At 48.2% G+C, this 22,753-nt stretch carries 15 protein-coding genes; 8 read left to right on the top strand and 7 right to left on the bottom strand.

Going from position 1 to position 22,753, the window contains the following annotated elements:
- Positions 1-117: 117 nt before the first annotated feature.
- The 5 genes from VIM72_RS00155 (at position 118) to VIM72_RS00135 (ending at position 8,806) form a co-directional block, all read left to right on the top strand.
- Positions 118-750 carry a hypothetical protein gene (locus VIM72_RS00155; protein WP_332000847.1) on the top strand — a complete coding sequence of 211 codons (633 nt, stop codon included), beginning with the start codon at positions 118-120 and terminating at the stop codon, positions 748-750.
- A gap of 142 nt (positions 751-892) precedes the next feature.
- The gene (locus VIM72_RS00150) at positions 893-3,343 is read left to right on the top strand and encodes an ABC transporter permease (RefSeq protein ID WP_332000846.1); all 2,451 of its coding nucleotides are present in this window, start codon (positions 893-895) and stop codon (positions 3,341-3,343) included.
- Positions 3,344-3,480: 137 nt separating this feature from the next.
- Positions 3,481-4,473 (top strand): lipid A deacylase LpxR family protein, encoded by a 993-nt coding sequence (locus tag VIM72_RS00145; RefSeq protein ID WP_332000845.1) that lies wholly within the window; start codon positions 3,481-3,483, stop codon positions 4,471-4,473.
- 43 nt (positions 4,474-4,516) lie between these two features.
- Positions 4,517-5,884, top strand: coding sequence for a thioredoxin family protein (locus VIM72_RS00140; protein ID WP_332000844.1), 1,368 nt, complete (start codon positions 4,517-4,519; stop codon positions 5,882-5,884).
- A 105-nt stretch (positions 5,885-5,989) separates the two neighbouring features.
- Positions 5,990-8,806, top strand: coding sequence for an outer membrane beta-barrel family protein (locus tag VIM72_RS00135; protein WP_332000843.1), 2,817 nt, complete (start codon positions 5,990-5,992; stop codon positions 8,804-8,806).
- A gap of 22 nt (positions 8,807-8,828) precedes the next feature.
- On the opposite strand, the gene VIM72_RS00130 is transcribed toward VIM72_RS00135, so the two are convergent.
- Positions 8,829-9,914 (bottom strand): DUF5700 domain-containing putative Zn-dependent protease, encoded by a 1,086-nt coding sequence (locus VIM72_RS00130; RefSeq protein WP_332000842.1) that lies wholly within the window; start codon positions 9,912-9,914, stop codon positions 8,829-8,831.
- Positions 9,915-9,980: 66 nt separating this feature from the next.
- The gene (locus VIM72_RS00125; RefSeq protein ID WP_332000841.1) at positions 9,981-10,796 is read right to left on the bottom strand and encodes a GLPGLI family protein; all 816 of its coding nucleotides are present in this window, start codon (positions 10,794-10,796) and stop codon (positions 9,981-9,983) included.
- 160 nt (positions 10,797-10,956) lie between these two features.
- On the opposite strand from VIM72_RS00125, the gene VIM72_RS00120 reads away from it, so the two are divergent.
- The 3 genes from VIM72_RS00120 to VIM72_RS00110 all read left to right on the top strand — a co-directional run bounded on the left by VIM72_RS00120 (position 10,957) and on the right by VIM72_RS00110 (position 13,695).
- Positions 10,957-12,462 carry a HAMP domain-containing sensor histidine kinase gene (locus VIM72_RS00120; protein ID WP_332000840.1) on the top strand — a complete coding sequence of 502 codons (1,506 nt, stop codon included), beginning with the start codon at positions 10,957-10,959 and terminating at the stop codon, positions 12,460-12,462.
- A gap of 1 nt (position 12,463) precedes the next feature.
- Positions 12,464-13,147 carry a response regulator transcription factor gene (locus tag VIM72_RS00115; protein ID WP_332000839.1) on the top strand — a complete coding sequence of 228 codons (684 nt, stop codon included), beginning with the start codon at positions 12,464-12,466 and terminating at the stop codon, positions 13,145-13,147.
- Between the two features lie 89 nt (positions 13,148-13,236).
- Entirely contained in the window at positions 13,237-13,695 is a 459-nt protein-coding gene (locus VIM72_RS00110) for an RDD family protein (RefSeq protein WP_332000838.1), read from the top strand.
- A gap of 87 nt (positions 13,696-13,782) precedes the next feature.
- Here VIM72_RS00110 and VIM72_RS00105 read toward each other — a convergent pair whose 3' ends face one another.
- The 5 genes from VIM72_RS00105 to VIM72_RS00085 all read right to left on the bottom strand — a co-directional run.
- Positions 13,783-15,057 (bottom strand): TCR/Tet family MFS transporter, encoded by a 1,275-nt coding sequence (locus tag VIM72_RS00105; protein WP_332000837.1) that lies wholly within the window; start codon positions 15,055-15,057, stop codon positions 13,783-13,785.
- Positions 15,058-15,360: 303 nt separating this feature from the next.
- Entirely contained in the window at positions 15,361-17,058 is a 1,698-nt protein-coding gene (locus VIM72_RS00100) for a GH39 family glycosyl hydrolase (protein ID WP_332000836.1), read from the bottom strand.
- Positions 17,055-18,686, bottom strand: a complete 1,632-nt coding sequence (locus VIM72_RS00095; protein WP_332000835.1) for a hypothetical protein — start codon at positions 18,684-18,686, stop codon at positions 17,055-17,057. Before VIM72_RS00095 ends, VIM72_RS00100 begins: the two co-directional genes overlap by 4 nt.
- Entirely contained in the window at positions 18,683-20,989 is a 2,307-nt protein-coding gene (locus tag VIM72_RS00090) for a heparinase II/III domain-containing protein (protein WP_332000834.1), read from the bottom strand. Before VIM72_RS00090 ends, VIM72_RS00095 begins: the two co-directional genes overlap by 4 nt.
- Before the next feature lie 27 nt (positions 20,990-21,016).
- On the bottom strand, positions 21,017-22,753 hold a 1,737-nt coding region (locus VIM72_RS00085), incomplete at its 5' end, for a glycoside hydrolase family 97 protein (protein ID WP_332000833.1).

Genomic DNA, 22,753 nt, shown 5'->3' with positions numbered 1-22,753 from the left:
TACAAAAGCCGATACTTCTTATTATTGTCGCCATTCCTTATGTTGTTTCAAAACTGCCGGTACAGGATACAATCGCCTGTAAAAGCAGCGTTCAATTTATACTATAATGAAAAAAAAGTGCCGATAGGAAAGAATGAGATCTCAATCATTAAAGCGTATGCTTTTGAAGAACGCTATATGCATAAGACTATAGTAAATGCAAAACGCGGCGAAGACGGCAGGGTGCACCAGGGAAATGAACAGGCCGCAGGTGATAGCCTGATGAATTATGTATTAACCGATATCAATACAAAAGAGTGCTTAAAATTTGGGGTATCGTTCCCCCCTGTATTACTTGAAAAAATAAATATAAGTAATAAGAAAAAGTTTGGTGGATTTACTTTTCAGGATGAGATGTACCCACAGTTCCGGCAGCAAATAAAGAATTTCCATTTTGTTCAGGACACTGTCATAGGAAAATATAAATATGCAATATTGGAAGATACCATTAGCTTTCAGATAAATAATTTCTCTTACCGGAAAACAAGGGCATTTCTTAATAAAGATCTCGATGGCCTGAGCGTACATCTGTTAAGTACCGGATTAGATAATTTGTTTAACGGAATTGTAACGAGAATAGAACTTTATGACAATAATGGGCAAAGCGTTGTGATGGAATGGAGTATTTCCGACCTGGACTCAAAGGAGATTGATTTTGCAGAAAAATATATAAATTGTTATGCGGAAATGAAAAAGCACCCTGCACGATAATCCCGTGTTCATTTCCGGACACACCGGTTACACAAGCGGACAACTTACCTAACAACAAAAATCATAACAATATCAGTATCAATACCCTTTATTACTGGCATATTTTTCATTTCCCTATCGTGTATTCCACACGATCATTGTTATGCTCAAAAGTTACATAAAAATAGCCTGGAGGAACCTGCTCCGCAATAAGGTATACGCCGGTATCAATGTGATAGGTCTTGCGCTCGGTATCAGCGCCTGCCTCGTAATTTTTCTCAGTGTTCATTTTGAGCTGAGCTATGATAGCTTTCATCCCGGCAGGGAAAATATTTACCGGGTAGTGTCTGAGATTGGTTCGCCTGAACGGGGCATCCATAAGATGTCCAGCGTACCTGACCCTGCCCCTGAAGTGCTATCCAACAGGTTTCCCGGCATTAAAGCACTGGCAGCCATTCATCCCGTTTATCCTAAAATGTCGGTAACGGCCGGCAATGGCGTGGTGAAGAAATTTGAGAGCGGTAATAAGCCCGATGTGGTGATTGCCTATCCCGAATACTTCAACGTATTTCAATACACCTGGCTGGCCGGCACACCTGTAGCAGCGTTGCAGGAACCGTTCAAGGTAGTGCTTACCGCCAGTAAGGCCGCGAAATATTTCGGGGAGCTGCCGGCAGAAAAATACCTGGGAAAAATAGTGAACTATAACGATTCCATCCCGTTAACAGTAGCAGGTATTGTGAAAGACCTTCCACAAAACACAGACCTCATCTTCAACGATTTTATTTCCTTTGCCACAGTAAAGAACAGCCCTTTCAAAAATGAATTCGGGTTTGATCAGTGGGGCATGTTCGGAGGTACACAGGCCTATGTGAAATTAGTGCCCGGTACAGACACCGTGCAGCTCAACAGGCAGCTGGCAGCGTTTGCCGGGGAGCGTGTGCATACAGAAGCAGGGGAATCCAAAACTTTCCGGCTACAGCCATTGTCAGACATCCATTTCAATGGCGGCTATACAGACGATTTCAGTCGCCGGGCACATTTGCCTACTATGTACGGGCTCATGGCCATCGCGTTATTTATACTGGTGATTGCCGCTATCAATTTTATCAACCTCTCCACTGCACAATCGGTAGAGCGCTCCAAAGAAGTAGGGATCCGCAAAGTGCTGGGCAGCAACAAACGAAGCCTGGTAACTTATTTTCTTACGGAAACTTTCCTGCTTACTGTATCTGCCGTGTTGTTGTCGCTGCTGGCGGTGAAGCCCTTGCTGCAGGCATTCAGTTCGTTTATGCCTAATGGCGTATCGCTGCATTTATTCAGCTGGCCTACCCTCCTGTTCCTGTTACTCATCACCTTGTTTACTACCTTGTTATCGGGCCTGTATCCTGCAAAGATATTGTCTTCTTTTCAGCCGGTGCAAAGCCTCAAAGGAAGCACCGGGCTTAAAGGAAACCAACGGGGATATCTTCGTATAGGCCTGGTCGTTTTCCAGTTTACCATCTCCCTGGTATTTATTATAGGTTCCCTGGTGATCAATAACCAGATCAGGTATATGCTGAACAAGGATCTTGGGTTTAAGAAAGAAGCGATCATCACCTTTGATACCAACCGCGCATATGCCAACACTCTTCCCCGTGTGCTGGCCGACAAGCTCCGCTCGCTGCCACAGGTGGAAATGGTAAGCCTGAGCCAGGGGCCGCCCGCCGATAAAGGCCATTGGGGCACCGCCCTGAAATATACAGGCAAAACCGAAATGCGGGCAGATTGCCACCTGGAGTTCGGTGATGAAAATTATGTACCGCTATACCAGTTAAAACTGCTGGCCGGCAGGAACCTCCGTACTACAGATACGATCAGTGAAATGCTGATCAATGAAACCTGCGCCAAAGCGCTGGGATTTAAAACCCCGGCGGATGCAGTAGGGAAATATGTGGAGTCTGGTATGAGCGACAGCCACTTCCGGAAAATCATTCCGGTAGCCGGCGTGGTAGCCGATTTCCATGCCCTGGCCCTCCGCGAGCAGATCAAACCGGTATTCATTGTTTCCTCGCAGGAGATATGCCGCTTCTTAAATGTAAAACTGACACTCGCAGGTTATAGCGGGGAACAGCTTCAGCGCACTATCAGCGATATCAGGAAAGCATATGCGGAGATCTATCCCAATGAAAAATTCGACTATCATTTCTACGACGATACCATCCGTAAATTTTACGAACAGGAAAGGCAAATGGAACAACTGATGAACACCGGCATGACCATCGCCATTGTTATTTCCTGTCTTGGTTTATTTGGCCTCGCTGCATTTACGGCCCGGCAGCGCACCAAGGAAATCGGCATCCGCAAAGTATTGGGCGCCAGTGTGAGCAATATTGCCGCCATGCTGAGCAAAGACTTTCTCCGCTACGTGTTCATTGCCGCACTGCTGGCCTCGCCCATTGCCTGGTATGCCATGCACAAGTGGCTGCAGGGCTTTGCCTACAGCGCGCCTGTTTCCTGGTGGATCTTTGTACTGGCTGGTGTAATTGCTATGCTCATTGCACTTATTACCGTAAGCTTTCAATCTGTAAAAGCGGCGCTGGCCAACCCGGTGAAAAGCCTGAAAGCAGAATAGGCACATTATCTTTTCATGATCTTTTCAAAATAGAAAGCCGGTTGATAACAGCCGGCTTTCGTTATCAATAAAACTTATAGGAAAACCATCTTTATTTATCTTCATTATACGATCTTTGTGCAGATGTCGGGCACAAGATGAAAAAGACGATCTTATCAGTATTCATATACTGTGGCTTAATAGGTATACCCCGGGACGATCTGAGCGCACAGACTTCCGATGATAATACGCGGTTGTTCCGCTTTTACGAGGACAATGACTTCATTAACCTCAATGGTAATGGAACGGACCAGGCATATACGAACGGGACGCGCTTCGACCTGTTCTATACCCGCAGCCGGCCTCCCCGCTCCTTCGACCGGTGGATGCCTAAAGCCGGTAAAGAAAGCGTCAATACATACGGATGGGGATTTATGCAGGTGATGTTCACCCCTAAAGACCTGCGGCGGGTACAACCCGTGCCCGGCGATTTCTCTTATGCCGGTGGATTGTTCCTCACACATACCATTCACTCCACCAACCCGGTGCACAAATACAACCTGCAAACCGAATGGTTCGCCGGTGTAATGGGCCCCTGGGCGCTGGCAAAGGAAACGCAGACGCTTGCCCACCGCATCCTCGGCTACGAACGGCCCAGGGGCTGGCGCAACCAGATCGGGAATAAACTACTGCTCAATCTTAATTTTACGGCCGAAAAACAGGTAGTGGCTATTAAAAAGATAGCAGAAGTAACAGCAGGCGCCCAGGCATTTGCCGGCACCATGCTGAACGGCCTCGCCCTGTATTCGCTGATCAGGATCGGTAAAATGACGCCCTACTATAACGGGTATATTCCCCAATATGCCAGCACTAAGCGCTGGCAATTGTATGGTACTATCCGGCCCGGCGTGGAACTGGTGTTTACCAACGCCCTGGTAAAAGGAGTGGCGCCACTGCAGGACGAAGGGCAGCCGGGAAAACCCGACCAGCCCACTTTTGCGAACAACAAGCTGCTCGGCGGGATCGACTGTGGCCTGGTGGCCGTATACGGGAAAGTAGGATTCTCGCTTACACAAAGGACTATGTCGCCCGTAATAAACGGCGTATCGCATCACGAAGTGGGTAATATTTCTTTCTATCTTGCATGGTAACCGGGACAATTGTATTTTTATTTACAATTGCCTTCGTCATCATATGAAAACAGTATCATTCCAGATCATTCTTTTCTGCCTGCTGCAGCTCCCACTTCTTTCAGAGGCGCAATCTGCCGGGATCCGTTTTTCTGACAACGCTTTTGAAGAAATACTGCATACTGCCCAAACAACTGGCAAGCCTATTTTTATTGATGTATATACTGATTGGTGTGTGCCCTGCAAAAAGATGGCAGAAGAGATATTTCCGATGACGGCGATAGGAGATTTCTATAACGAAAACTTTATCAATTACAGGATAAATGCAGAGGCCGGCAAAGGCAAAGTAATTGCGGAGAAATACCAGGTTAACAGTTATCCTACTTATCTTTTCCTGAACAGTGCCGGAGAGCTTATCCACCAGGGTGTGGGATATAACGCCGACCCCGGCATATTCCTGCAACTGGGCCACACTGCTGTGCAATATGCACAAAGCAATTATACTATTGAAGATTGGAAAAAGAGGTATGAAACAAACCGCTATAACAAAGCATTCCTTATAACATATATCAGTAAACTCGACTCCCTTGGCATGGTAAAAGAAACCGAATCCGTATTGGATCAATATGTTAGCTTACTTAGCCCTGCCGGGATCACGCAAACAGATGTACTTTTTATACTGCGACATCTGAAAGATGCTCAATCTACATCGTTTGATTTTGTTAAGACCAACCAGGAAATCTTTCACAGGTACGAGTCAGCAAACGACCCGGTAGAAACAGTAAGCGTTGCCTTTAACAACGCCATTGTGGCTACCATTATAAACGCTATCAGCAGCGGCAACAAACAGAAGCTGGACCTCGCAACGGAAAAAGCAAAAGGAATAAAATACCAGACAATCCGGTTTCCACTATCGTTCGCAGCGTTCCGCATGCAATATTTCGTTTCAGCGAAAGACAGCATCGGCCTGCTACAGGAGCTTCGTTTCTTTTCAGATTCCACTTTGCCCGGCTTGCTGGCACAGGTGAGCACCAATAATCAACTGCTATACCAGGAAAAAATGAACCCTTACCTTACCGGGAAAAGTGATAGCATAAAAAATAAGGCACACTATGATCAATTGAAAGCGGCCCTTAGCCCCTATTCGGACTATATGGTTTTAACGGTTAACAATGCAGCCGGTAAATTTCTGTTATACGGCCGTAACCGGAAAGATTACGAGAAGGGTATTTCTCTGGGTAAAACCTCACTGGCCCTAAAGAAAAACCAATCGGATATTTTAAATATACTGGCTAAAAGTTACTACAAACTCGGGAAACGTAAACGGGCTGGCAAATACCAGGCGATGGCCATCAATTTTGCTGAAAATGAAAAAATAGAGGCTGCTTACCACAAAGAATTAGAAAAAATGAAATCGGGGGAGGAATTATAATCGTAAGCTATATATACATTAACCTTCCTTAACATTAATGCAAGGCTTGTTAACCTGTTTTTGCAGCGCGCGGACCTACTTTCGGTGATAAAGTAAATGTCCGCTATGCAAAAAATCTACCTGTGGCTGCTCACCTGCTGCTTATCCTTTGCAGCCAACGCGCAGAAAAATGGGGTGGTCAGAGGAACCATATCTGATACCAGCGCCCGGCGCCCGGTGGCGTCGGCCACCATCACCCTGTTACAGCAAAAAGATTCCTCGCTGGTATCCTTTACCATGACCAACGAAAAAGGATACTTCGAAATCAATAACATTCCCCCCGGCGAATACCGGCTGCTTATCACCCATGTGAAATACCATTCCCTGCAACGCCGCGTTACTATCAACACAGCATCGCCGGTAGCCAGTTTTCCTTCCCTTATCATGACTGACCTGCGTATTAACCTGGATGAGGTGGAGATCACCGGCGAAGCGCCACCGGTAACGCTCGTTGGCGATACCATCCAATATAACGCCGGCTCCTTTAAAACACCTCCCAACTCCAGCGTGGAACAGTTGCTGAAAAAACTGCCGGGCGTACAGGTGGCGAAAGACGGCACCGTAAAAGCACAGGGACAAAAAGTAAACCGTGTACTGGTGGATGGCAAAGAGTTTTTTGGCAATGATCCAAAAATGGCTACCAAAAATCTTCCTGCGGATGCGGTGGACAAAGTACAGGTATACGACCGTCTCAGCGACGCAGCACAGCTTACCGGCTTCGACGATGGCAACAGCGAAAAAACCATCAACCTGAAACTAAAACAGGATAAAAAGAAAGGCATGTTTGGAAAAGCCATGGCCGGCGCAGGCACCCGCGACAGGTACGAAGGGCGTTTCAATATCAACTCTTTCAAAGGCGCCAGGCAACTCTCCGCCATCGGCATGGCCAACAACACCAATGCGGAAGGATTTTCCTTTATGGATATGATGAGCTTCAACGGGGAACTGAACCGCCTCCGGCAAAGCGGCAGCGGTAATGCCAGCTTCACCATGAGCAGCGATGATGCCGCCGCCCCGTTCATGAGCAGTGGCAGCGGCAATGGCATCAATACCGTATGGGGAGGCGGACTTAATTATAATAACATCATCGGAAAAAAAACCGAATTCACCAGCAGCTATTTCTACAACCACTATAACCCCCAGCAGGAAAGCGATGTACGGCGGCAGTATTTCCTGCCCGATTCTTCTTATTTCTACAACCAGCACGCCACCAGCAATAACCTGAATAACACCCATCGCCTTAACCTGGGCGCGGATATCCGGATCGACTCCCTGCACTCGGTTAAGATCTCCTCCTCTTTGGGGTACCAGGAAAACCGCAACAACAGCAACAGCAAATACGAAACCCTTTCGGAAGATCAACAGCTGGCCAACGAAGGCTTCAGCAACAACTACTCCACCGGGCATGCCAGCAATTTGCGTAATGATATCCTGTTCCGTAAAAAGTTCCCACGCAAAGGCAGAACCTTTTCGCTGACCCTGCAAAACAGCGCCAATAAAAGCGAAAGCAATGGCAGCCTCCTGTCGGTGAACCACTTCTATCAACGCGCTGCATCCCAGCCAGGATACGATTCTATCCACCAGCGCAACACCATATCCGGCGATATGAACAGCTATACCGCGCGCGCCGTATATACGGAACCGTTATTCAAACATTCCCTGGCAGAGTTTAGTATCGGTAACAGCTATACGAAAACCACTTCCGACAAAACCACCTGGGACTACAACAAGGATAACGGGAAATTTGATCAGCTGAACCCTGCGCTCACCAACAACTTCGAAAACACCTATCGCTATACCAACGCCGGTATACGCCTGCGTACCAAAGAAAAGAAATTCAGCCTGGCGGCCGGCGTCAACTGGCAGAGCGCTTCCCTGGAAGGTACTATCATTGCAGGGAAAAAGGATTCCGTGATCCGGCAAACGTTTTATAACCTGCTGCCATCGCTGCGTTTCCAGTACGACTTTACCCGTTACCGCAATCTCAGTATCAACTATGCCGCGATCACCAGTCAGCCGGATATGTCCCAGCTGCAGCCGGTACCGGATATCAGCGATCCGCTCAATATCCGCGAAGGCAACCCCGATCTGAAGCCGGAGCTGACCCATGCTGTACAACTGAATTTCATCTCCGTAAATCCATTCAGGAATAAAAACCTCTTTGCATTTTTTAATATCCGGGAAACGCAAAACAAAATAGTAAACGATGATATGGTAGATAGTGCAGGTGTTAAACGCAGTCGCCCCGTGAATGTGAACGGCGTGTTGGATATCTCCGGCAGTATCAATCTCGGGCTGCCCCTGCGCATCCTGAAAGGCACGGTGAATTTCAGCAGCAATGCAGGCTACAGCAAAACCAAACAGTTCATCAATAAAGCCGCCAACGGTATCAATACCGTTTCCCTGGGTCCGGCCATGCGCTTTGATCTGAACCCAACGGAAAAACTGAACCTGTCTTTCAGCGCGGGCGTTAATTATTACAAAACCAATTACTCCCTGCAACCTGCGCTCAACAGCGGTTACTTTATGCAACAATATGAAGGGGAAGTGAACTGGCAGCTGCCTGCGAATTTTTATATCAGCACCAGCCTGGATTATACGGTAAACAGTCGACGTACAGATGGCTTCAACGCAAGGGTACCATTGTGGAATGCGTCTGTGAGCCGGCAGTTCCTGCGCTTCAACCGGGGAGAGCTGAAGCTGAGCGCGTTTGATATCCTCAATGAAAATGTGGGCATCAGCCGCAGCACCAATCAGAACTATATTGAAGACAGCCGCACCAGGAACCTGCAACGTTTTTTTCTGTTAAGTTTTACTTACAGTCTTAGTAAAAATGGCCTTGTAAGTGCCGCCATGCCAGGTATGAGGATGATACGGCGTTAGAAAAACAATAGGGAATCAGGCGCTATTCCTTCAGCAGATCATGTTTTAGTTTCTTTAAATAGCCAATAGCCGCATCTGAAAATACAGGGTATCCTTTCTTCCTGAGTGCCATCGCAGCGCGATGATAATTCAGAAAAAAGGAAACCGGGTCTTCTATGGATTCGATCTGGTGATCCAGCAGATTCCCTTCCCTGATAATTAAACCCATGAACCTGCCGGGAATATGGCCACCATTTTTACCAAACTGGCTTGATAAACTTTGAAAAGTATATTTGTTTAATAATGTATCAGATGCAGCAGCCAGCGTTAACAGGCTGTCTATTCTCCGCAGATACATTATTGACAGCGCCGTATCGTTATTCCTCAGTTTCTCTACAGTTGTATAGACCGGGGAATTACTTTGCCCCAGTATGGGCTTATCTATTAAATCTGCTATTCCCTCTTCGCTGATGATCTCCATCAGGTACAACAAATTAAAGGTTGGCGAGTTATAGTCTGTATTCTCCTTTAATTTTTGTTGAAAGGCCACCGATACAATGGCGTGGAATGCCTCGTGACTTGTTAAAAGCCCGAATTTATAGCTGTCAATTTTATAGGAAAATAAGAGGTCGTTCAGTACCAGGCCGCTATTACCGGTGGCATCCGCAGTACCGTAGTACAAATAGAAAAGTTTGGGAAACAGATCCGGTGATTGCAGTCTTTCCGGTAGAAAAGGATAAAGCAATTTTTTCACACTGTCGGCAACATCCGCATTGGCTAACCGGGTGATGTATTGTTCCAGCGCGGGCAGGTTTTGTTTATACTCGTTGTGATAAGATGACTGCCTGTTTTGTGAAGTATTATTTCCTGCTGAGGCCGGACTGAACACGGCAACCATATCCGCTTTAAATGCCGTAGTGTCAATAGCGTGCCCCTGGATCATCATTTGATAGGGCAGCGTACTAAATAACCGGGACCATTGAATTGAATCGACGCGCTCCCCGGATTCAAGCCTGCCGGCAATTTTTATATAAGCCTGGGCAGCTGATGTATTTACTATTTCCGGGGTAGTGGTCTGACCATAAACAGTAGCATAAAAACAGGCAAAAAATACAGGGATCCATTTCATGTTGGCGGCTTGTGATCCGAAAATACTATTTTTATGAAGATGATCCGCCTTCCTCCCGTTATTTATTTACTGGCCTATCCTCATTGTCCGTATCATACCTCCCCCGTTGCGCTGCATCTCCGCCATCAGTTTTTCTCTTGCCTTATTAAATTCCGCTTCCGTTACTTTCTTCCCTTTAGAAGGTTCCCTGATAGCTGCCAGATCCGTTACAGGAGCTACTTCCAGGGCCTGGTATACGGTAGCGCCGTTATTGATATCAATAGCCAGGATAAGGCCGGGAAGCTGTCCCTGGAAATCAGGGCCGGCTGGCACAGGGATAGCCAGGGTAAACCAGGCAGTGATATTAGCGGTATCTGCTACTTCTTTGCTTTTCATTTCCCCGTTTTCCACGGTGCTCATGAGCCGTTTGCCAATGCGCTGCGCCACCGCCTGCTGGCAGGGATAATTGAGGATAGTACGGGTTTCGCCGGTCATTTTCCAGGTGAGCTTATGAATACTGTCTGTAACGATATAACTCTTCGCAGCAAACTCCCGCTGGTCCACTACCCGGTTATTTGAAAAGTTGGTGTAGCTTATTTCATTATCGCCAGCCGTTACCATATGTACATGCATACCGCCTTCGTCTGCAAATTCTTCCGGGGCTTCTTCTTCCACTGCACGGCGTAAGGATTGGCCATTGCCGAATAATACCTCCAGCTTATCTTTCCGGGAATGCGGCAGCAGGTTGTCCGGCCCGGCATCCGCACCGGCGCCGGCGGCGATGCCCATCATACGTAGCTGCATTTGTATGGTGCGTTCGTAAACCACGCGTCCCTGCTGCTGCTGGCCATAAGCGGTTAACAGGCAACAACCTGCAGCCAGCGTAAAAATTATCTTCTTCATGTTGTATACTTTTAAGGAAATAAAGCTATTTCCTTCCTGCCGGAACGGAGGTTAACATGACTTGATTTAATGTTAATTTAGGTTAATGTTTCCGTGTTCGGGAAGGAGGAAATGATACATTTGCCGTAGTATTGTTATTTCTGACCATTCAATCAATTTAGTGCGATATAAACTTTCCATACCGGCTGCCGTTTTCCTGATTGCGCTGACCATCCTGCTGATCACCGCTTTCCAGGCCTACTGGCTGAGCAATAATTACCGGGAAGAAAAAAGACTGTTCACCGTGCGCACCAATATTCTTTTCAGGGAAACCATTTTCCGGCTGCAGGCGGTAAAACTGAACCTGGATTCCAATATCAGCCTGCGGGTACAAGACCGCGCCGGTATGACCGGCATCTCCAATGTGCTCCAGGAAGGGGTAAGGGATTCCTTTGTGCCCACTCATGCGGTCCGGGGGTTTAAACGAACCATGGTGGTGGCTTTAAACTCCACCTCCATACCTGTCAACGATACTTCCGTGAACGTAGGATACCGCGTAGCCAGGGCTCTTCCCGCAGCTCCTGCTGCCGGGGTTTTCCAGTTCCTGGCCGGGGTGGATTCCCTCCGGGATTCCATCACCGTAAAGGAAGTGGTAGACAGGTATCAGCAGGCATTGGCAAGGGAAAAAATCGATGTTCCTTTTATGGTGACTGCCGCCCCGTTTGATACCTCGCGGATATATAACACTTTCCCCGATGACCTGGACGGCAATACGGTTACCATTGGCTTCACCAAACCCATGAACTACTCCGTAACGTTTGAGAATAATACCTGGTACCTGCTGAAGCGAATCAGTCAGCCTATACTGGTATCTTTCTTCCTCCTGGCGGTTACCATCTTCTCCTTCCTGCTGTTGTACCGGAACCTGAAACAGCAACAGCGGCTGGCCCAACTGAAAAATGATTTCATCAATAACATGACGCATGAGCTGAAAACGCCCATCGCCACAGTGAGCGTAGCCATTGAAGCACTGAGGAGTTTTGACGCGCTGGAAGACCTGCAAACCACGCTCGAATACCTGGATATCTCAGCGAATGAAATGAACCGGCTGGCGTTGCTGGTAGATAAAGTGTTGAAGCTATCGATGTTTGAAAACAGGGAAATCCCCCTGAATAAAGAACCTTTCGACCTTACGGACCTGGCCCGCAGTGTAATGATATCCATGAAGCTGCAGTTCGAGAAACAGCGCGCCGTTACTACCTTAAAAAGAACCGGTCATAACTTCACCATCACTGCCGATAAGCTGCATATGACCAGCGTACTGTATAACCTGCTGGATAACGCATTAAAATACAGTGCACAGGATCCCAATATCCTGATCCATATTATTGATCACAAACAATATATCGAACTGCGTGTAACCGACAACGGTGTAGGCATTGCCCGCGAATACAAAAGCAGGATCTTTGAGAAATTTTTCCGCGTGCCAAACGGCAACCGGCATAATATAAAAGGATATGGCCTGGGTCTGAGCTATGTATCACACATCGTACAATCGCATATGGGCTTTATTGAAGTGGAAAGCGAACTGGATAAAGGCAGCACCTTTTCCATCAAGCTGCCTTTTGCAGAGGCACCAGTGATCCATTATGATAACGGCCGGGTAGTTAAGCTTAAAATTGGGTGAGATGAACATTAAAATTTTATATATCGAAGATGAGTTATCGCTTGGTAAAATAGTGAAGGAAAGTTTGCAACGCCGTGGCTATGAGGTAATACTGGAAAGCGATGGCGCCAATGTGATGCAATTGTTCCAACAGGTAAACCCCGCGGTATGTGTACTTGATATTATGCTTCCCAATAAAGACGGGTTTGAAATTGCTGCGGAAATACGCGCCGTTAACCAGGAAGTGCCTATCCTGTTCCTCACCGCCAAAACGCAAACCAACGACCTGGTAAAAGGTTTTACGCTGGGTGGCAACGATTATATCCGTAAGCCTTTCAGTATGGAAGAACTGATTGTGCGCATTGAAAACGTATTGCGCAAATCGGACAAAGCCCCCGCTCCTTCCGCCAATCATATCAAGATCGGTAAGTTCCGGTTTTATACCAACCGCCAGGTGCTGGCCAATGATACAGAAGAAAAAAAACTATCGTACAAGGAAAGCGAGCTACTGAAACTACTCTACGAAAACCGCAACGGTATCATCGACCGGAAAAATATCCTCGACCTGCTCTGGGGGCACGATTCTTTTTTCAACAGCCGCAACCTGGATGTATACATCACCCGGCTGCGGGTGCACCTGAAGGAAGACGATAACCTGCAGATTCTTACTATTAAAGGCGTGGGATACCGGTTTGTGCTTGGGTAACCTATTTCTTATAAGCCCCGGTTCAGCAGGCATAATTTCATTTTAAAAAAAGGGCTATCTTCGTCCCGTCACTCCCAAACCCTTATACTATGGAACAACTTGCTGAAGTATCTATTTTTGAAGATGAAACAAAGCTTCATGACGCCAGTTCGGGGCAACGCCTGGCCAATTACCTGATAGACATCATCACTTTTTACGCGGCTATATTCGCCTTATTTTTTGTCCTTGGCGCCGCTGCTCCGGAAGTTGCTGAATCCGTTCTCTCTTTTATAGAGAAGCCGTTTGTACCGCTGCTGCTGTACGGATTGTATATGGGCACGGTAGAAGCAGTATTCCAGGGCCGCTCCATAGGTAAACTGATCACCGGTACCAAAGCAGTGACTGAAGATGGTGTTGCCGTTAGCGCGGGCAAAGCATTTTTACGAGGGTTAATACGTGCCGTTCCGTTTAATGGCCTCAGCGGGTTTGGCTATCACTGCAATCCCTGGCACGACCGGTGGACGAACACACAGGTGATCGATATTAAGAAATCAGTATTGCCGGTCTAAGGCATTTTTTCTCCCTGAAAAAATAAACAGGACTGGCTATTGTAGCCAGTCCTGTTTGCTGATACAAATATAGTCTACCCGCTCCCGTTAGTGCATGGGCGTACTGCTCAAATCTTTATTAAGCACTTCCGCCAGTTCGGGATGTTCTTTCTTTTCACGGGAAAGCACCTTATAAATAATAACGATGCTGAGTAATATAAACACCGCGCCGATCAGGAAATGTACACCTGGCAAATGGAACGGGGCTTTGGCTGAGGTAAAATAAGCAAAGGCGCCGTTCATGATCAATGGGCCGATAATGGTGGTAAGGCTCATCAGGCTGGTAAGCGCTCCCTGCAGCTCCCCTTGCTGGTTAGCCGGCACATGACCGGATATCACGGACTGTAAGGAAGGCCCGCAGATCCCGCCCAGGCAATAAGGGATCAGGAACACGAACATCATCCAGCCCTGTGTGGCAAAGCCAAATAATACGAGGCCTAATGTATACAACGATAAGCCGAGGTAAATACTTTTTTCATTACCTATTTTCGGGTTAATGACCCTGGTTAATCCTGCCTGTACAGCGCCCACCAGCACGCCTACCACGGCCAGGGAAATACCTACCATTTTTTCACTCCAGTGGAAATTATAAATGGTAAAGAAATTCCAGTTGCTCTGCACTGCCTGTGCGCCCAGGTAGATCAGGAAAAACCCGAATGCCAGTCCGCCTATTTCAGGGTGTTGGGTTAAAAATTTCAGTGAGCCAAAAGGATTAGCGCGCTTCCAGTCGAACGGACGACGGTTTTCCTTGCCCAGCGATTCCGGCAGGAAAAAGTATCCCCAGATGCAGTTTACCAGGCACAATACCGCAGCGGCGTAAAAAGGCGCCCTGATGCCCCAGTTAGCCAGCAATGCGCCTAATGCAGGGCCAAGCACAAATCCCAATCCGAAAGCTGCGCCTATGAGCCCGAAATTTTTTGCCCTGGATGTTTCATCCGTGCTTACATCCGCAATATAGGCAGTGGCCGTAGTGAAGCTGGCTCCTGTGATACCGGCAATGATACGCCCGGCAAACAACCAGCCATAGGCCGGCGCCAGCGCCAGGATAATATAATCGATCCCGAAACCCAGCAGGGAAAGCAATAAAACAGGGCGACGGCCATATTTATCACTGAGGTTTCCGATCACCGGGGAAAATACAAACTGTGTGATCGCAAAAACGGATAACAACAATGCGCCATAAGTACTGGCCTCGTTAACCGGGATGTGCTTCAACTGTGCAATAAGATCTGCCATCACGGGAATGATCAATCCCCATCCCATTACATCAATGAGCAACGTAACGAAAATAAAACTGATAGCTGCCTTTCTGGATGTGTGCATATAAGTGGTTTTGTATATTGCTGACGATTTCCTGGCGGATGTTTTTTTCTTTCGCAACCAACTTCCTTCATCCGGGGCTCAAATATATACCCTGCAGATGCGCTACAGAAAGCCTTTCCGGCCAGGATCATTTTTCTGCCGGTAAAAGCAAATGTTTTACCGGTAAAAATGATCGCCACAAAGATATTTACTTCACTCTCAATAAAAAGGGCGAAATGAGACAATAAACGGGGAGTTTGCGACATAAATAAAAAACCCTGCAGCATTAGCTGCAGGGCAGGTTTTACGCAGGAAAATTACATGTTACCACGTTAATTGCAGTAATGATACTCCCTGTCCGGGCAGGTCTGTATTTAAAATAATTTCGCCATTACGGGGAAGCACCCATTCCGGTGAAGTGATGGCTTCCAGTTGTCCTGCGCGTTCCAGTTGCGCGGTTTGCAGGGCATCGGGATGCTGTGGCGCCCCCATCTTTTTCCACACTTCATAAGCGTTGCTATGGGAAGCATCGATCCGGTAATGCTTCAGTAATACGCGGGTGGAAGGCAGTCCTTTTACTTTTATTTTTACGGGAGATGATTGTGCCGGGATGATATTATCGTCGTGATAGTTCCACACCATTACGCTGGCGCTGTGCGCGTCGCCTGCAGCCAATGCATTCACATCCCGTTTGGCTCCCCGCACGCTGCTGTCGAGGATCTGCCGGTAGTCGTAGTTTGTTTGCCCGCTTACTTCCAGCCTGTCGCCCTGCATGAGGCCAAACATGCGGAACACATTCAGCACCGGTTTATCTACGCCATTGGTGGCCAGGTCGCGGAAGCCCGCAAACCAGGGCTGGTCTTCAAACTCAAAAGCCCAGGTCACCGCGCCTGCCAGGTTGATGCCGCGGGCCGCCGCCAGGTCATATTTCCGGGCAAAGGAGGCCGCTGTATAGCTTGAATACATAGTGCCGTTGCGGTAAGCATTGGAAGGGTGAAATGCTTCCGAGCAGGCTGCGCATCCTTCAGGGTCTGATTCGCCGATAATAACAGGCAGTTTTTTCAGCGATGGATAAGCGGCTATTATTTCAAAGCCTTTGTCGATATCACGCAGCTGTGCAGCCATATTCATCTGCACATGGCCATCTATCACCTTAGGCGCGCCTTTGGCGTGAAAGGTGATCACATCCAGCGGTGCGCCTGTTTTTCCCGTGGCATAGTTCTTACCGCTTACTACGTGATCCAGGAAGGTTTTGAGGAACTTCGCCGCTACATCCCAATTGGGGCCTGTCACTTCCGGTCCGCCTATCCTGGCGGTGGGCAATGCCCGTTTTACAGCATCGGCGGTGTAATCATACAACTTAATGTACTCTTCTGTAGTGCCCTTCCAGTAACCGATATTCGGCTCGTTCCATAACTCCCAATACCAGCTTTCCACTTCTGCTTTTCCGTAACGCGCTACGGAATGCTTTACCCATTCATATACCAGCGCGGCAAATTTTTTATAATCTTTCGGGGGATAGGCCCACCCGGTAAATATATCGTTATACTTATTATCCGGTTGCCAATGATGCCGGTAAGGCGATGGTTTTACAGACAATGCTTCCGGCATAAATCCTATTTGTGCAACGGGTTTCATGCCCCGCTCTATAAACGTGTCGAATATCTTATCGATGATGGTCCAGCTATACACCGGGTTGCCATTTGCGTCTTCCGTGTAGGCGTTGGTAGATCCCCATTTCAATGCGGCTGTGCCATCACCGGTTACCAGTAAGCTATGTACGCGCACATATACCGGCACTTTGCTTAAAGCGGCAATTTCCGTGAGTAATTTCTTCCCGTCTTTCATATAGGTATAGTTCGGCTCATCATAGCCAAACCAGGCCCATATTGGGTTCAACGGTCCTTTACTTTTGCGGGTATCCACGCTCATCAACAGCGTATCCTGTTGCGCATTTCCCGGCAGGGCCGGTAACAGTAACAGGAGGATAAAAAAATGTAACAGGTACTTCTGCATCATCATTTATTACGGGTGATATAAAAACTACGGTAAACGGGTACCGCGGTGTTGACACTGTCTTTTACACCATATTGCCATGCGCCGATGGTTACTTTCACGGGCAACCTGCTGCGGGGCGGCAGCTGTGTGATGTAGACCTGGTTGTCAATGATGCGGGCCGGGCCTTCCATTACAAAATATTGTACCGGCAAACCAGCATCAGACACCGCTTTCAGCACAATCCCCTCCCGGTGATACCGGGTATCCTGTAGTGAATCAAAACGGATATGCTGCGCACGCCCGCCGGTTAAAATAGCCGGCACTGTCATCTTCGCCTGTTGTACAGAAGGTTTAAATACACTATCGCCGGGATGTTCCGCCACCAGCCAGATCTCATATCGACCGGTGTCTGGCAGCATTCCCGGGCGGAACTGTAACCTGAACCGGTGCGTGCCCAACGCTACTGCGGGACCGGCAATCACCCTTACGCCTATACTTTTTGCCGCCGCATGCTGCAATGGCGCCCCTACGGGCAGATCCGTCCATGCAGTAAGCCGCGGGCTTCCACCAGGTACTGTATCCATAAAAACGGTTTCTACAGAAAAACAGGTACCATTAGGCTCCGGTATAAACTGCAGGTCCACCTGCTGATGCGTATTGCGTTGCGGCACTACTTTCCCGGATTGCACAAAGCCTGTCAGCTGCGGCTTTTTATTGCGGAAACGTGCGCCATACGTAGTGGTAACCCTGGCTGTTTCCTCATCAAAAAACCAGAAAGCCTCCGCCGGGTTGCCGATATACTTCCCCACCGGGGCAGCCGGCCATCGCGGCGCTTCATTCTTTCTCCAGCGGTCGGCCAGCCAGCCGGTACGGGTTGGATCAATTGGTTTCAATTGCGGATAGCCTTCCCCGTTATAATTATTGGGCATACGGTATTGCACCGCTTTGCCGATAAAAAAAGCAAGGTAGGCGGCTTTTTCAGTAGTGGAGGCAAAATGCCCCTCAGCAGGACAAGCCAGCATACTCAACGCCAGATAAGGATGCGCTTCCCTCTCCTTTAAGCCTTCATTGCTCCAGGTATCTGCCGCTTCATACTCTCCCATTGTTTCCAGGCAAGGTACAAAATCAATGTTACGGTTGCCCCATATATCCGGTGCAAATGTGGCGTCACGGAAATAGGGCCATTGCCCGCTTACGGAGATGGCGGCCAATGTGCGCTCCGGCTTCCAGGCGGCGAAATAGTAAGGCCAGCTGGCAGCGGCGGAATGCCCCAGCGGCACCACCGGCGCAGTTAGCAGCTCTTTGTAACCGGAAAGCGCCGCTAAACGCAGCAGCATGGTATCAAATATTTCACCGGCTCCCTCATTAAAACGGAAAAGGTGGTCAAACGGCGGCGATACCCATATCTCTGCAAAATTCAATGCCGATAACTTCTCCCGGAAAACAGGATCTTCCAAAATAGCAATTTCCTCCATATTATGCTGCGCCACCACTATCCCTTTTACCTGTTTACAGGCAGGAGGGATCCATAGCCAGGCACGGGGATTATTTTTTCGTATACCCTTCACCGGTATACTCCATTGCCACTCTTGGGCATGCAGTTGCGCACATAGAAAAACAAGGAGCACAATTATCATCCTGCTTCTTTTCATGATGGTTCCTTCAGTAAAAATGTAAACTTTGATGATGCATAGTTAACAGGCGTTTTCTTGCCGTTAAGGGAAAACATACCCGGCGCATGATCGGCAAATATGCTTATCCGCGCATAGGGTTGCCCACTGAAATACGCTGCTATTTTATGCTTCTCATAACTTACTATACCGGTTAATTTTGATAACGATTCATACACCACCTTCTGTTCTTTTCTTACATAACTGCCATAGCCAACAAAAAGATCCTGCAGATCTTCCGGCTTCCCGGTATCCTTATGCTCCGGCCATGTAAAGGCAAGCAGGTAAGCATCCGTATCCCATCCATTTATATTGTTGCAACTGTTCAGGTGCATCTTTCTTCCATCTGCCAGCAGGTTCAGGTACACGTTTGTTACTTTCCCGGACTGCCTGATACGCAAACCAATATAATCTTTCTCCGCTATGCGCTCTATCTGCGGAATGTTATTATCGTTCACGGAATCTTTCAGGATGATGGCAGTAACAAATTTTGTTTGTCTCACTTCCTCCGGATATTGTATAGAGAAATAAGTTTCTGTTTTAGTAAGGTCTTTTGCCTGTGGCGCAGTTTTCTCCACCAGCTTCATCTTCTCCGGGAAATCATGATTATACCCCGTTTGTATCAGTGTTTCCGGGAAGAGCGGCCTTACCAGCACTGCAGCTTTATTATTTTGTATACTGATATCCATCCCTGTTTTACGGGCCTCGCCGCCGGGATGCAGCAGCCATTCAAACTTACCGGTGTTATAGGTTTTCACATCATCAATCACCAGGATCACTTTATCCAGCCACAGGTAATGCCTGAAATTACGGGTAAAATTCTTCGAAGTAGGCCCAGTGGCATCAGACAAAATATACTTAATATGACTTCCATCCAGCAGGTTACTGAGATGGCCATTCTCCGGCGAGCCATAATACTGCTGCTCTGTAGGCTGTGCCTGACCGTTAAAAAGGATCACATTATGCGCCTGGCTCTGGAAAAAATAACCCGCATATTCATCCGATCCATATCCGCTGTTACCCGCATCTTTGATGATGGCTTCCCCCTTGTGAAATAAAATAAATGAGTTGGCATCTGCATGGGAATGATTCCAGGTAAATCCTGATTTAACACCCAGCATGGTCGCATCCTTTTTCCAGGAATCGCGCATAGTAGCCCAGCCAATGGTGCTGAAAATTTCGGATGCAGGAAGATCAGGTACAGCAGGCGCTTTGCGCATATCCGGCTGATAAGTGATACCGATAGGCGTATTTACAGGCAAACCTTCCTTGTGCTGCAATTTTTCTATCTGCGATAAATACCAGAGGTTATTGGGATGATGATCTCCCATGGCGTATAACAATTTCACCGGGCGTTCGCCTATAGCGTTCATACCACCGTCGCCGAAGTTCAGGGAATACAGCATACCGGTACGGGGATAGGCCACGTGCATGAAATAACCGGGTACCTTATCCAGCACCGGGATCAACGGCGCCTGTTTGCCAGGGTAGGTATTTTCCCAGGCCAGCCGGAAGAATAAATATTCGGATACGCCAAAAGATGCATAGTTCACACTTTCATACATGGCCCCCTTTTCGTCCCAGCTTTTGGGTTTGAAATGCAGTTCATCTCCGTTAAACGAAAACCATTCTATCATGGCCTGGTTCACCGTTTCCACCCAACCGGCGGCGCGCGGCTCATCGTCGAGGATGGCCAATGCCGCTACACCGGCCATTCCTACGCAGGCGGCCCACCAGTTATGCCCCATAGAGTTCAGTGAATGAATTCTTTTTTCAGGGAAGATCCAGTCGTTCAGTGCAGGCAATATCCCCATGCGTACCAGGCCGCCGGTAATGATATGGCGCTCTTCTTTTGTAAGCGTATTCCGTATAGCGTCGTAGCCAATGGCGGTTACCCAACAGTTATCTGCGGTGCCCAGGTCCGAGGTCCATGGCGGATCCCGCTGCATCATAGAGGGATCCGTCCATGATGGTTTGGAACATAACTGCAGCAAATGCATCTTTATTTTCTCCGCATATTCTTTTTTACCGGTTACCAGGTAAGCCAGGGCCAGGTAATCAATTTTCCCCTTTGCATTTCCACCCTGTACTACCCCATCTGCCTGCTGCAGTATTTCGTTCCAGTTGGCGGCAATAAAGGTATCGGCCTGGATACGTTGTTTCAGCAAGGCTACTTTCTCTGCTGTAAAAAACAAATGCGGGCCTTGTCTGGCCGTTTGCGCCGAAGCAACGCCAACCGCAGCCATCATACCTATGGTCAGCAAAGCGGCTCTGAATTTATTCATGCGATAATGCTTATTTGAATATAAATATTATGCCGGGCGTATCCATACTGCCTGCCCACCGGAAGCCTGCAGACGTATATCCATTACCGTAGCCGCCGTTACCTTTACGGTTTTGATCCCTACTTTTGTTTTGGTAGCTGCTTTGGGATCATCTGTATAGATAGTGGCCAGGTACTTCTTCCCGGGCGTTAAAAAGGATAAGGGCAGCCGCTGCGTACGTGCGTTATTGTTAGTGATGGCCCCTATAAACCATTCGGCGCCTCTCCTCCTTGCGGTAGTAATAAACTGCCCCGGCGCACCTTCCAGTATCTTTGTTTCATCCCAGCTGGCAGGTACTTTTTCAAAGAACTCGATCTCCGGCTCGTTTTCATACAACGCCGGTTTATCGTACCAGAACAGCGTTTGCAGCGGGCTGTACATCACTACGCTCAGTGCCAGCTGGTGTGCATGGGTTGTCTTCAATCTTTGATCGTAATAGCAGATGGTATAATCACCCGGACCAGCTATCATGCGGGTAAAGGGCAGCACAGTGTTGTGCGTGGCATCAGGAAATTCTTCATTGCCGCGGATACCTTCAGCGGTGAGGAAGTTAGGCCAGGTGCGTTGTTCCCCTGTTGGCCGGTATTCGTCGTGTATATTCACCATGATGTTGTTCTCTGCGGCCTTTTGCAGCTGCTGCTGGATCCACGTGGTCCACCGGTGCGATCCTACCTGTACAAAACCGAATTTAACACCCGCTACGCCCCAGTCGTGATACACCCGGTACAGCGAATCCGATTGCGCCAGCAATCCCTGCTGATTTACATATAACCATACGCCTATATTTTTCTCTTTGCCATATGCGATAATACGAGGCATATCCAGGGGCGCCACTACTTTGGTAACATCTGAAGTGAAAGTAAATGCAGGGCCATACCATTTCCAGTCGAACAGGATATACTGTAAATGATGAGCTGCGGCAAAGTCGATGTGCGACAAAGCATCTGCGGTGGTTTGCGTCATCACCCGCATAATCTTTCCCGGCCTGATCCAGCTGGTTTCTTTTACCCTCGACGGCGGGTTGAGATTCAATGCAAGGAAATCATTTTCGATCAGATCCCCTGCCTTTTCCCCTGCCATGATCACGCGCCACGGCGTACCTACCGGCGATACCAGGTCTGCAGGGTCATGCATAGCGGTTACAATGGTATTGGGCTTTCGCTCATCCAATGTAAATTTCGTTCTTGAATAATCCGTCATCTGTGCTTCTGCAAGGCATACAAACTTTCCATCGGGCAGCTGCAGGGTTAGGGGGCGCTCGCTATTGTCGGGCCACTGGAACAACGGCAGCAGGCGATACGGCGCCTGTGCCCAGCTGGCATGCCATGCCCTTGTTCCTTCGGGCAGGGTGAAGTTTGTATGCTCTGCGGTAACCCGGTAATAAGTTCCTTTTTCATTTTCCGGGAAGAAGTAACGCAGGGCGATCCCTTCATTATAGGCTCTCAGCTCCACATCCATATTGTAGATGGGGTTGTCATCCTTTACCAGGTGAACAACTGCTTCGTTGAAATAATCCCTGATAAGCTGTCTTTCTCCATACACCGGCGCCCAGGTGGTATCCTGTGTTCTTTTGGTAATACCTTTCACTGCCAGGTTCTCACACCAGCTGGCATGATGGTCCACCTTCAGCGCCATGGCGCTTTCACTGAGATGGTTGTCCAGCTGTATATCCAGCAGCGATTCCAGGATCAGCGGCGTATGCTTATAGCTCACGGTATAATACAT

The sequence above is a fragment of the Chitinophaga sp. genome (assembly GCF_036569185.1).
Lineage (GTDB): Bacteria > Bacteroidota > Bacteroidia > Chitinophagales > Chitinophagaceae > Chitinophaga.
This window is presented reverse-complemented; position numbering and strand designations above follow the sequence as displayed.